The 11,715-nt window shown below is 63.4% G+C and carries 9 protein-coding genes; all 9 read left to right on the top strand.

The features are described 5' to 3' along the window. Positions 1-109: 109 nt before the first annotated feature. The 9 genes from dusB (at position 110) to hflX (ending at position 11,610) form a co-directional block, all read left to right on the top strand. A complete protein-coding gene (dusB, locus tag ACZ9EJ_RS09130) occupies positions 110-1,129 on the top strand; it encodes a tRNA dihydrouridine synthase DusB (RefSeq protein ID WP_046641425.1) in 1,020 nt (339 codons plus the stop codon). Further along, on the top strand, positions 1,126-2,274 hold the full coding sequence (locus ACZ9EJ_RS09125) for a two-component system sensor histidine kinase NtrB (RefSeq protein WP_046630565.1): 1,149 nt from the start codon (positions 1,126-1,128) through the stop codon (positions 2,272-2,274). Before dusB ends, ACZ9EJ_RS09125 begins: the two co-directional genes overlap by 4 nt. Further along, positions 2,271-3,722 carry a nitrogen regulation protein NR(I) gene (gene ntrC / locus ACZ9EJ_RS09120; RefSeq protein ID WP_046606310.1) on the top strand — a complete coding sequence of 484 codons (1,452 nt, stop codon included), beginning with the start codon at positions 2,271-2,273 and terminating at the stop codon, positions 3,720-3,722. Before ACZ9EJ_RS09125 ends, ntrC begins: the two co-directional genes overlap by 4 nt. A gap of 220 nt (positions 3,723-3,942) precedes the next feature. After that, positions 3,943-6,216, top strand: a complete 2,274-nt coding sequence (locus ACZ9EJ_RS09115; RefSeq protein ID WP_046641462.1) for a sensor histidine kinase NtrY-like — start codon at positions 3,943-3,945, stop codon at positions 6,214-6,216. Beyond that, a complete protein-coding gene (gene ntrX, locus ACZ9EJ_RS09110) occupies positions 6,206-7,570 on the top strand; it encodes a nitrogen assimilation response regulator NtrX (protein ID WP_046630559.1) in 1,365 nt (454 codons plus the stop codon). Before ACZ9EJ_RS09115 ends, ntrX begins: the two co-directional genes overlap by 11 nt. Positions 7,571-7,573: 3 nt before the next feature. Further along, the gene (gene trkA, locus ACZ9EJ_RS09105; protein ID WP_046641426.1) at positions 7,574-8,950 is read left to right on the top strand and encodes a Trk system potassium transporter TrkA; all 1,377 of its coding nucleotides are present in this window, start codon (positions 7,574-7,576) and stop codon (positions 8,948-8,950) included. 29 nt (positions 8,951-8,979) lie between these two features. Next, positions 8,980-9,843 carry a D-amino-acid transaminase gene (locus ACZ9EJ_RS09100; protein WP_046641427.1) on the top strand — a complete coding sequence of 288 codons (864 nt, stop codon included), beginning with the start codon at positions 8,980-8,982 and terminating at the stop codon, positions 9,841-9,843. Positions 9,844-9,950: 107 nt separating this feature from the next. Continuing rightward, positions 9,951-10,193, top strand: coding sequence for an RNA chaperone Hfq (gene hfq / locus ACZ9EJ_RS09095; RefSeq protein ID WP_007757453.1), 243 nt, complete (start codon positions 9,951-9,953; stop codon positions 10,191-10,193). A gap of 43 nt (positions 10,194-10,236) precedes the next feature. Then, positions 10,237-11,610 carry a GTPase HflX gene (gene hflX, locus ACZ9EJ_RS09090; protein WP_251090527.1) on the top strand — a complete coding sequence of 458 codons (1,374 nt, stop codon included), beginning with the start codon at positions 10,237-10,239 and terminating at the stop codon, positions 11,608-11,610. Positions 11,611-11,715 lie beyond the last annotated feature (105 nt).

The raw sequence follows: 11,715 nt of genomic DNA, 5'->3' as shown, positions 1-11,715 counted from the left end.
ACTATAGGACCAAAAGCCTGAATTCCAGCATGCCGCTCAAAAATAACGCAGTTCCGGAATTGCTCTTGGCAAACGCCCGAGACCTGAATAAAAATAGTGCAACAATCTCATGTGCCCGAAAGATCATCATTTGAGTTCTCAAGATCTTGCCAAGCCTTTTCAGATCGGGCCTGTCGCCATTCGCAACCGCGTGGTCCTGGCGCCGATGTCCGGCGTCACCGATCTGCCGTTCAGGCAGCTTGCCTGGCGTTATGGCGCTGGGCTCGTGGTAACGGAAATGGTCGCCAGCGGCGAGCTTATTCTGAACCGCGGCGAATCATGGGCGCGGCTCAAGGGCGCCGGGATTTCGCCGCACATGGTGCAGCTCGCCGGCCGCGAGGCGCAGCCGATGGCACAAGCCGCGAAAATCGCCGCCGATAACGGCGCCGACATCATCGACATCAACATGGGGTGTCCGGCCAAGAAGGTGACGGGCGGTTATTCGGGCTCCGCGCTGATGCGCGATCCGGACCACGCCCTGTCCATGATCGAGGCGACGGTCAACGCCGTCAGCGTGCCCGTGACCCTGAAGATGCGGCTCGGCTGGGACGAAAATTCCATCAATGCGCCTGAGATCGCCCGGCGGGCGGAACAGGCCGGCATCCAGTTGGTGACGATCCACGGCCGCACCCGCATGCAGTTCTACGAGGGCAGGGCGGACTGGGATGCAATTCGCGCGGTGCGCGACGCGATCTCCATCCCGCTGATCGCCAATGGCGACGTCGAATCGCCCGAGGATGCTCAAGCTATCCTTTCGCGCTCCGGGGCCGATGCGGTCATGGTCGGGCGCGGTGCTCAGGGGCGTCCCTGGCATGTCGGCTCGCTTGCCGGCCACGTCGCGCCGACGCAGGCCGAGATCGCCGATCTCGTCGTCGAGCACTATGAAGCGATGCTGGAACTCTACGGCCGCGAGGCCGGCCTGCGCCATGCTCGAAAACAGCTCGGCTGGTATCTCGACCGCTATGCATCGGGTGTGCCCGTCGAAGAAAAGGCCGCCATCATGATTTCGAAAGACCCGGCCGATGTCTCGCGCCGGATGATTGCAGCGCTCGGCGGGCAAGCCGCCGCCGCTCAGAAGGAGGCCGCATGAGCAAGTCCCCGGCGCAGGATGCCACGATGGGCAACGCGCTCGCCATGGCTGTCCTCAACTCGGTACAGAACCCGGTGATATTGGTCGATGCGGCGGGCAAGGTCGCGTTCGCGAACTGGGAGGCGGAGGCCTTCTTCGGCGCCAGCGCTTCCCACCTCGCCAAGAACAAGATCTCCACCTTCATCCCGTTCGGCAGCCCGCTTCTCGCCCTGATCGACCAGGTGCGCGAGCGCAAGGCCCCCGTCAACGAATACCGCGTCGACCTGTCGTCGCCACGTCTCGGCCAGGACAAGCTGGTCGATCTCTATGTTGCGCCTGTTGTCAGCGAGCCGGGTTCGGTGGTCGTCGTCTTCCAGGAACGGTCGATGGCGGACAAGATCGACCGCCAGCTCACCCACCGCGCCGCCGCCCGTTCGGTGACGGGTTTGGCATCGATGCTCGCCCACGAGATCAAGAACCCGCTCTCGGGCATCCGCGGCGCCGCCCAGCTTCTAGAAAGTGTCGTTCCCGACGACGACCGGGCGCTGACCCAGCTGATCTGCGACGAGACCGACCGAATCGTCTCGCTGGTCGATCGCATGGAAGTCTTTTCCGACGAACGGCCGGTCGACCGGGTGCCGCTCAACATCCATTCGGTGCTCGATCACGTGAAGGCGGTCGCCAAGGCCGGTTTTGCCCGCAACATCAAGATTTCCGAAATGTACGACCCGTCGCTGCCGCCGGTGTTCGCCAACCGCGACCAGCTGGTGCAGGTCTTCCTCAACCTCATCAAGAACGCGGCCGAAGCGGTCGGCGACCAGCCGGATGGCGAAATCATGCTGACCACCGCCTATCGCCCCGGCATCAAGCTTTCGGTCGCCGGCACCCGGGACAAGATTTCCCTGCCGCTCGAATTCTGCGTCATCGACAACGGCCCGGGCGTTCCGACCGATCTCGTGCCGCATCTCTTCGATCCCTTCATCACCACCAAGACGAACGGCTCCGGCCTTGGCTTGGCCCTGGTCGCCAAGATCATCGGCGGCCATGGCGGCATCGTCGAATGCGACAGCCAGGCGCGCCGGACGATATTCCGTGTTCTGATGCCCATGCACAAGGAAGAGGCCATGGACGGCCGCGCCTTGAACTCCACAGGAAGCGTAAAATGACTGCCACGATCCTTGTCGCCGACGACGACGCGGCCATCCGCACCGTTCTGAACCAGGCCTTGACCAGGGCAGGCTATGAAGTGCGCATCACCTCCAATGCCGCCACCCTGTGGCGCTGGATCTCGGCCGGCGAGGGCGACCTTGTCGTCACCGACGTGATCATGCCCGACGAGAACGCCTTCGACCTTCTGCCGCGCATCAAGAAAGCTCGGCCCGAGCTGCCGGTGCTGGTCATGAGCGCCCAAAACACCTTCATGACGGCGATCAAGGCGTCTGAAAAAGGCGCCTACGACTACCTCCCCAAACCCTTCGACCTGACCGAGCTGATCGCCATCATCGGTCGGGCGCTTGCCGAACCGAAGCGCAAGCCCGCCCGCCTCGACGACGACATGCAGGACGGCATGCCGCTGGTCGGCCGCTCCGCCGCCATGCAGGAAATCTACCGCGTGCTGGCGCGTCTGATGCAGACCGACCTGACGCTGATGATCACCGGCGAGTCCGGCACCGGCAAGGAACTGGTCGCCCGCGCGCTCCATGACTACGGCAAGCGCCGCAACGGCCCGTTCGTCGCGATCAATATGGCCGCCATCCCGCGCGACCTGATCGAATCGGAACTCTTCGGCCATGAAAAGGGCGCCTTTACCGGCGCCCAGAACCGCTCCACCGGCCGCTTCGAGCAGGCCGAAGGCGGAACCCTTTTCCTCGACGAGATCGGCGACATGCCGATGGACGCCCAGACGCGTCTGCTGCGCGTCCTGCAGCAGGGCGAATACACGACCGTCGGCGGCCGCACGCCCATCCGCACCGATGTCCGCATCGTCGCGGCGACCAACAAGGATTTGAAGCACCTGATCAACCAGGGCCTCTTCCGCGAGGACCTCTATTACCGCCTCAACGTCGTGCCGCTGCGCCTGCCTCCGTTGCGTGACCGTGCCGAGGACATTCCGGACCTCGTTCGTCACTTCATGCAGATGGCCGAGAAGGAAGGGCTGGATGCCAAGCGTTTCGACAGCGAGGCGCTGGATCTGATGAAAGCCTATGCCTGGCCGGGCAACGTGCGCGAGCTGGAAAACCTCGTTCGCCGCCTGATGGCGCTTTATCCGCAGGAGGTCATCAGCCGCGAGATCATCGAATCGGAGCTGCGCTCGGATGTTCCCGACAGCCCGATCGACAAGATGGGCACCCGCAGCGGTTCGCTCACCATTGCGCAGGCCGTGGAAGAAAACATGCGCACCTATTTCGCGAGCTTCGGCGAAAACCTGCCGCCGCCGGGTCTCTACGATCGCGTCCTGACGGAGCTGGAATATCCGCTCATCCTGGCGGCCCTGACGGCCACCCGCGGCAACCAGATCAAGGCGGCCGATCTCCTCGGCCTCAACCGCAACACGCTTCGCAAGAAGATCCGGGAACTGGGCGTCTCGGTCTATCGCAGCTCTCGTGGGGCTTGATGGTTAGTTTGTTCCCGACTGCTTGACACCTTCCGCTCATCGTTGCATTTTCGCCACATTGCGTTGCTTAAAGGTCACGCAGGGTTTGGTGAATGCTCGACGGAGTGGCGGCCGTTGAGGGGGTAGGCCAGCCCTTTTCTGGAAAGTGGCTGTCGCTTCGCCCGGTCCGACCGGGTTGGATCGATCTCCCGCGAGGGTTTTGGGGATCGGAGTGGATTCGATGACGGAAGGCGTAACAGCGCCGATGGCCGAAGACGAGCCAGCGGTGTCAGTGCAGGATCGGCGCGCGTCGTTTGCGCTCCCCGGCCTTCTGCTCGCCGGCGGAGCCTTGATCTGCGCGTCGGTGACGCTGTTCATCCTGCTTGGCCTGACGCCGATCGCCCCGACCACCAATGTCGTGATCGCCTCGGCCGCGCTGAACTCGCTTTTCATTCTCGGCCTGATGTATCTGATCGGCCGCGAGATCGTCCGGCTGGTGAGGGCGCGCAACCGCGGCCGTGCCGCCGCCCGCCTGCATGTCCGTATCGTCGTTCTGTTCTCGATCGTGGCGATCACGCCGGCGGTTCTGGTGGCGATTTTCGCCAGCCTTACGCTCAATGTCGGCCTTGATCGCTGGTTTTCGCTGCGGACGCAGTCGATCGTGCAGTCGTCCCAGGACGTGGCACGTGCCTACATGCTCGAGAATGCCAGCTATCTTCAGGGCCAGACCGTGTCGATGTCGAACGACCTCGAGCGCAACCGGCCGATGTTCTATCTCGACCGTACAGGGTTCGTGGACCTGATGACCCGCCAGGCGCGGGGCCGCGGCATGCTCGGAGCCTTCCTGGTGCGCGAAGACGGGCAGGCGATCGTCCAGGCCGACATCAAGACGGAAAAGCCGCTGCCGGCGATCCCGGAGGATGCGCTGAAGACGGCGGCGGCCGGCCAGCCGACCCTGATCCCGCCAGGCGTCACCAACCTCGTCGGTGCCGTCATCAAGCTCGACGCCATTCCGGGCTCCTATCTCTATACGATCCGCGCCGTCGATCCGAAGGTCATCTCGGCGATGCGGCTGATGGAGGAGAACGCCGCCGAATACCAGGCGATGGAAGCCGGCCGCACATCGCTGCAGATCGCCTTTGCGGTGCTCTATCTCGGTTTCGCGCTGATCGTGCTGCTCGCGGCGATCTGGACGGCGATCGCGGTCGCCGACCGCATCGTCCGGCCGATCCGGCTGCTGATCAGCGCCGCCGACAGTGTGGCGACCGGCAATCTCAACGTCGTCGTGCCGGTGCGCGCCGCCGATGGCGACGTCGGCAGCCTGTCGCGCACGTTCAACAAGATGATTTCGGAGATCCGCAGCCAGCGCGACGAGATCCTCGAGGCCAAGGATGAAGTCGACGACCGTCGCCGGTTCATCGAGGCGGTGCTGTCCGGCGTCACCGCCGCCGTCATCGGCGTTGAGGAAGACCGCCGCATTACCATCGTCAATCCGTCGGCGGAGCATTTCCTCGGCGTTCCCGCCGAACAGCTGATGGGCGAGAAGCTGCAGGATGTCGCCCCCGAGATCGACCACGTCCTCACCGAGGCGCGCAGCAGGGCCCGGGGCGAATTCCGCAAGCAGGTGAACCTGATCCGCGGCGGCAAGGAGCGGACGCTGTCGGTTCAGGTTACCCGCGAGGAACAGCGCGCCGCGCACGATTCCTATGTGGTCACGCTCGACGATATCACCGATCTCGTCATCGCCCAGCGCTCGACCGCCTGGGCGGACGTCGCCCGCCGCATCGCCCACGAGATCAAGAACCCGCTGACCCCGATCCAGCTTTCGGCCGAACGCCTCAAGCGTCGCTACGGCAAGCAGATCGCCGAGGACGACCGCGCCGTCTTCGACCAGTGCACCGATACGATCGTGCGGCAGGTCGGCGATATCGGCCGCATGGTCGACGAATTCTCCTCCTTTGCCCGCATGCCCAAGCCCGCCAAGGAAGAGGCCGATCTGCGCGACATCCTGCGCGACGCGATCTTCCTGCGCGAGATGGGCACGACCCATGTGGATTTCATCCGCGAGCTTGGCGACGAGCCGCTGAAGGGCATGTTCGATGCGCGCATGCTCGGCCAGGCATTCGGTAACCTCATCAAGAACGCCGTCGAGGCGATCGAGGCGGTGCCGAGCGATCAGGAGCGCGACGGCCGCAAGGTGAAGGTCCGCTCGGTCTACGATGAGGCGCGGGACGCCTATGTCGTCGATATCATCGACAACGGCAGCGGCCTTCCGGCCGAAAACCGGCACCGCATTCTCGAGCCCTACATGACCATGCGCGACAAGGGCACGGGTCTGGGGCTCGCCATCGTCAAGAAGATCATCGAAGAACACGGCGGGCAGCTCGAACTGCACGATGCTCCCGCCGATTTCGATCATGGCAAGGGCGCCATGATCAGGGTGCTGCTGCCGCATCTGGAACAGGTGGCAGTGCCGGGAACGGATAATAACAAGGAATTGGCTTATGGCGTCTGATATTCTGGTCGTAGATGACGAGGCGGATATCCGCGATATCGTTTCAGGTATTTTGTCCGATGAGGGCCATGAAACCCGCACGGCTCACGACAGCGACAGCGCGCTGGCAGCGATATCCGATCGCGTGCCGCGGCTGGTTTTCCTGGATATCTGGATGCAGGGATCCAAGCTCGACGGTCTGGCGCTGCTCGACGAGGTCAAGAGCCGGCATCCCGATTTGCCCGTCGTGATGATCTCCGGCCACGGCAATGTCGAGACGGCGGTGTCCGCGATCAAGCGCGGCGCCTTCGATTTCATCGAAAAGCCGTTCAAGGCCGACCGGCTGATCCTGATTGCCGAGCGGGCGCTTGAAAACTCCAAGCTGAAGCGCGAGGTGACCGAGCTCAAGAAGCGCACCGGCGACGCGGCCGAACTGGTCGGCACGTCGGTTGCCGTCTCGCAGCTCCGCCAGACCATCGAGAAGGTCGCGCCCACCAACAGCCGCGTGATGATCCTCGGCCCCTCCGGATCCGGCAAGGAACTGGTGGCGCGGATGATCCACAAGCGGTCGTCTCGCGTGACCGGTCCGTTCGTGGCGCTGAACGCTGCGACGATAACGCCCGACCGCATGGAGATGGCACTGTTCGGCACCGAGGGTGCGCCTGGCCAGGCGCGCAAGATCGGCGCGCTGGAGGAGGCCCATCGCGGTATCCTCTATCTCGACGAAGTCGGAGAAATGCCCCGAGAGACGCAGAACAAGATCCTGCGCGTGCTGGTCGACCAGCAGTTCGAGCGCGTCGGCGGCTCCAAGCGCGTCAAGGTCGATGTCCGCATCATCTCCTCGACCGCCTACAATCTCGAAAGCCTGATCGCCGACGGTTCGTTCCGCGAGGATCTGTACCATCGGCTGGCCGTCGTGCCGGTCAAGGTGCCGGCGCTGGCCGAGCGCCGCGAGGACATTCCTTTCTTGGTCGACATGTTCATGCGCCAGATCTCCGAACAGGCAGGCATCCGCCCCCGCAAGATCGGCGAGGACGCCATGGCCGTACTGCAGGCCCATGACTGGCCGGGCAATATCCGCCAGCTCCGCAACAACATCGAGCGGCTGATGATCCTTGCCCGTTCCGACGGTCCGGATTCGCCTATTTCAGCCGACATGCTGCCGACCGATCTCGGCGACATGCTGCCGAAGGTCTCCGCCAAGGGCGACTACCACATCATGACGCTGCCGCTACGCGAAGCCCGCGAAATGTTCGAGCGCGACTACCTGATCGCCCAGATCAACCGGTTCGGCGGCAATATTTCCCGCACCGCGGAATTCGTCGGCATGGAACGCTCGGCCCTGCACCGCAAGCTCAAGTCGCTCGGTGTGTAGCCGATGAAGGTGATCATATGCGGCGCGGGGCAGGTGGGCTACGGCATCGCCGAACGGCTGTCGCAGGAGGACAATGACGTCTCCGTCATCGACACCTCGGCGACGCTGATCGCTGCGATCACCGAGACGCTCGACGTCAAGGGTTACGTCGGCCACGGCGCTCATCCGGACATGCTGGAAAAGGCCGGTGCCGAAGACGCCGACATGATCATCGCGGTGACGCTCTACGACGAGGTCAATATCGTCGCCTGCGAGGTCGCGCAGGCGCTTTTCTCCGTACCCACCAAGATTGCCCGCATCCGCGCCCAGAACTACCTGAAGCCGGAATATGCCGATCTCTTCAGCCGCCAGAACATGTCGATCGACGTGACGATCTCGCCCGAGATCGAGGTCGGCAAGATGGTGCTGCGGCGCATCTCCTTCCCCGGCGCCACCGATGTCGTCAAGTTCGCCGACGATCACATCACGATGGTTGCGATCGAGTGCATGGAGGACTGCCCGGTGGTCGCCACGCCGCTCCACCAGCTGTCCGATCTCTTCCCGGACCTGATGGCGACCGTGGTCGGCATCGTCCGCAATGGCGTCCTGACCGTCGCCCGTTCCGCAGATGAGCTCGAAGTCGGCGATCTCGCCTATGTCATCTGCCAGCGCGAACACATTCGCCGCACGCTCGGCCTGTTCGGCCACGAGGAGCAGGAGGCGCGCCGCATCATCATCGCCGGTGGCGGCAATATCGGGTATTACGTCGCCCGGACCATCGAGGAACACCAGCCGAGGACGCGGCTGAAGATCATCGAGAGCGATCGTGACAAGGCGGTCGCGGTGTCCGAGCAGCTGCGCAATACCATCGTGCTGCACGGCTCGGCACTCGACCAGAACATCCTGACCCAGGCGGATATCCAGGAAGCCGACCTGATCGTGATGCTCACCAACAGCGACCAGATCAACATCCTCGGCGCGGTCATGGCGAAATCGCTCGGCTGCAAGTCGAACCTCGTGCTGATCAACTCCACCTCGTTCCATCAGGTCACCGACGCGCTCGGCATCGATGCGCAGATCAATCCGCGTGCGGTGACGATCTCGCGCGTGCTGCAGCATGTCCGCAAGGGCCGCATCCGTTCCGTCTACGCGGTTGAGAACGGCGCTGCCGAGATTATCGAGGCCGAGGCGCTGGAAACCTCCCCGCTGGTCGGCCGGCCGTTCCGCGAACTCGAACTTCCGGACGGCATCCGTGTCGGCGCGATCTACCGCGGCGAGACCGTCATCCGCCCGAACGGCGACACCAAGATCAAGGCGCGCGACCGGGTGGTGCTGTTTGCCACCGCCGAAGCCGTGCGCCATGTGGAGCAGCTTTTCCGCGTTTCCATCCAGTATTTCTGACCGATTTTAGAAAAGAGCAGGGACATCCGATGTCGAGAATTGCCTATGTGAACGGACAATATGTTCGCCATTCCGAAGCCGCGGTGCATGTCGAGGATCGCGGGTTCCAGTTCGCTGACGGCGTCTATGAGGTCTGCGAAGTCCGTCACGGCATGATCGTCGACCTGACCCGGCATCTCGACCGCCTCGACCGCTCGCTGAGCGAACTGAGGATGACCTCTCCGATGAGCCGCGCCGCGCTCACCTTCGTCATCCGCGAGGTGCTCCGCCGCAACCGGGTGACGAACGGCATCTTCTACATGCAGGTGACGCGCGGTGCCGCCCGCCGCGACCACTACTTCCCCGCAGAGGGCACGCCGCCGACCATCACCATCACCGCCAAGAGCACCGATCCTTCGGTCGCCGCGAAGAAATATGCGAATGGTATCAAGGTCATCACGCTGCCGGAGAACCGCTGGGACCGCGTCGACATCAAGACGGTCGGCCTGCTGCCGAACGTGCTCGCCAAGCAGCAGGCGAAGGAAGCCGGCGCCCAGGACGCGATCTTCATCGACCGCAACGGCATCGTCATGGAAGGGGCCTCCTCGAATGTCTGGATCGTCACGCCGGACGGCGAACTGGTGACCCGTCCGGCCGAGCACGGCATCCTCAGGGGAATCACCCGCACGACGCTCATCGACGTCGCCAGAAAACTCGGGCTCACGGTGGTCGAGCGCGAGTTCAGGACGGAAGAGATGCTGGCGGCGCGCGAGGTGTTTTTCACCTCCGCCACCGGGATCTGCGTCCCGATCGTCGAAATCGACAACAGGCCGGTGGCCAACGGCCATCCGGGCACTGTATCGTCAAGTATTCGCGACACCTTTTTCGACGTTGCGGAAAAGACGGCGATTTGATAGTCAAACATCGGGGGAAGGGAAGCACGGGGCGCTTCCCTGCCGTCTCTTATCAAGCTTGATCATGATTCCGGCTTTTGGCCGGCAAAAAAGAAAGAAGCGGCGCTATGGCGGAACGTTCTCAGAACCTGCAGGATTTATTTCTCAATACCGTTCGCAAGCAGAAGATTTCCCTGACGATTTTCCTGATCAACGGGGTGAAGCTGACAGGTGTCGTAACCTCTTTCGACAACTTCTGCGTCCTGCTTCGCCGTGACGGCCACTCTCAGCTCGTGTATAAGCACGCGATCTCGACCATCATGCCGGGCCAGCCCATGCAGATGTTCGAAACCGAAGAGAATGCGGCCTAACAGGACAGAACAGATTTCAAATCGCGATACTTCCAATGAATCCATGGTCCCGGAGGCTGAAAAGCGCCGGGACGATATGCGCGCACTCGTCATCGTGCCGGTCCTCAAGCAGGGACGGTCGAAGGCCGGGCAGGGTGACGCAAGTCAGGCACCCGCACCGCAGCGCTCCAACGAAGCCCGTCTCGAAGAGGCGATCGGCCTTGCAAAGGCAATCGACCTGGAGATCGTGCAGGGGCTGATCGTCCCGATCAGCCAGCCCCGTCCGGGAACGCTGATGGGCAGCGGCAAGATCGAGGAAATAAAGGCGCTGCTCGACGAGCACGATGCCGGCCTCGTCATCGTCGACCACCCGCTGACCCCGGTGCAGCAGCGCAATCTGGAAAAGGAATGGCAGGCCAAGGTCATCGACCGGACCGGCCTGATCCTCGAGATCTTCGGCCGCCGTGCCTCCACCAAGGAAGGCACGCTGCAGGTCGATCTGGCGCATCTCAACTACCAGAAGGGCCGCCTGGTCCGCAGCTGGACCCACCTTGAACGCCAGCGCGGTGGTGCCGGCTTCATGGGCGGCCCCGGCGAAACCCAGATCGAGGCCGACCGCCGTCTGCTGCAGGACCGCATCGTCAAGCTGGAGCGCGAGCTCGAACAGGTCGTACGCACCCGCCAGCTCCACCGCGCCAAGCGCCGCAAGGTGCCGCACCCGATCGTGGCGCTGGTCGGTTATACAAACGCCGGCAAGTCGACGCTGTTCAACCGCATCACCGGTGCCGGCGTGCTGGCCGAAGACATGCTGTTTGCGACGCTCGATCCGACGCTTCGCCGCATGAAGCTGCCGCATGGCCGCACGGTGATCCTCTCCGATACGGTCGGCTTCATCTCCGACCTGCCGACCCATCTGGTCGCCGCCTTCCGCGCGACGCTGGAAGAAGTGCTGGAAGCCGATCTCGTCCTGCATGTGCGCGACATGTCCGATCCGGACAACGCCGCCCAGGCCGGCGACGTCATGCGCATCCTTTCCGATCTCGGCATCGACGAGAAGGAAGCCGCCAAGCGCATCATCGAGGTCTGGAACAAGATCGACCGGCTCGACCCGGAAGCCCATCAGGCGATTGCCGAACGTGCTGCCGGTCGCGAGAACGTCATGGCCGTCTCGGCGATCTCGGGCGAGGGCGTCGATGCCCTGATGGACGAGATCTCGAAACGTCTCTCCGGCGTGCTTACCGAAACCTCGATCGTCATCCCGGCGGATCAGCTCTCCATCGTCTCCTGGGTCTACAGCAACGCCGTCGTCGACGGCCGCGAGGACAACGAGGACGGTTCCGTCACCCTGGACGTCCGCATGTCCGAAGCCGAGGCCGCCGAGTTCGAGCGCAAGCTCGGCAACGGCCCGAAGGCGGCGAAGGAAGACTGGGAGCGGTAAGGAGCGCGCCATACGCGACTTCCGCGTCGGGTTCCGCGCCATGATGTTGCCTGCTTTTTGCGGTGCAACATGAGCCGACGAGGACGGCCACGATTCCCGCAATAT

The organism is Neorhizobium sp. USDA 3394, from assembly GCF_056280385.1.
The sequence above is the reverse complement of the archived record's forward strand: the minus strand, read 5'-3'. Positions and strand labels throughout refer to the sequence as shown.

Coding starts and splice junctions, on each gene's coding strand:
- dusB (WP_046641425.1), top strand. CDS start 110: ATGTGCCCGAAAGATCATCATTTGAGTTCTCAAGATCTTGCCAAGCCT.
- ACZ9EJ_RS09125 (WP_046630565.1), top strand. CDS start 1,126: ATGAGCAAGTCCCCGGCGCAGGATGCCACGATGGGCAACGCGCTCGCC.
- ntrC (WP_046606310.1), top strand. CDS start 2,271: ATGACTGCCACGATCCTTGTCGCCGACGACGACGCGGCCATCCGCACC.
- ACZ9EJ_RS09115 (WP_046641462.1), top strand. CDS start 3,943: ATGACGGAAGGCGTAACAGCGCCGATGGCCGAAGACGAGCCAGCGGTG.
- ntrX (WP_046630559.1), top strand. CDS start 6,206: ATGGCGTCTGATATTCTGGTCGTAGATGACGAGGCGGATATCCGCGAT.
- trkA (WP_046641426.1), top strand. CDS start 7,574: ATGAAGGTGATCATATGCGGCGCGGGGCAGGTGGGCTACGGCATCGCC.
- ACZ9EJ_RS09100 (WP_046641427.1), top strand. CDS start 8,980: ATGTCGAGAATTGCCTATGTGAACGGACAATATGTTCGCCATTCCGAA.
- hfq (WP_007757453.1), top strand. CDS start 9,951: ATGGCGGAACGTTCTCAGAACCTGCAGGATTTATTTCTCAATACCGTT.
- hflX (WP_251090527.1), top strand. CDS start 10,237: ATGGTCCCGGAGGCTGAAAAGCGCCGGGACGATATGCGCGCACTCGTC.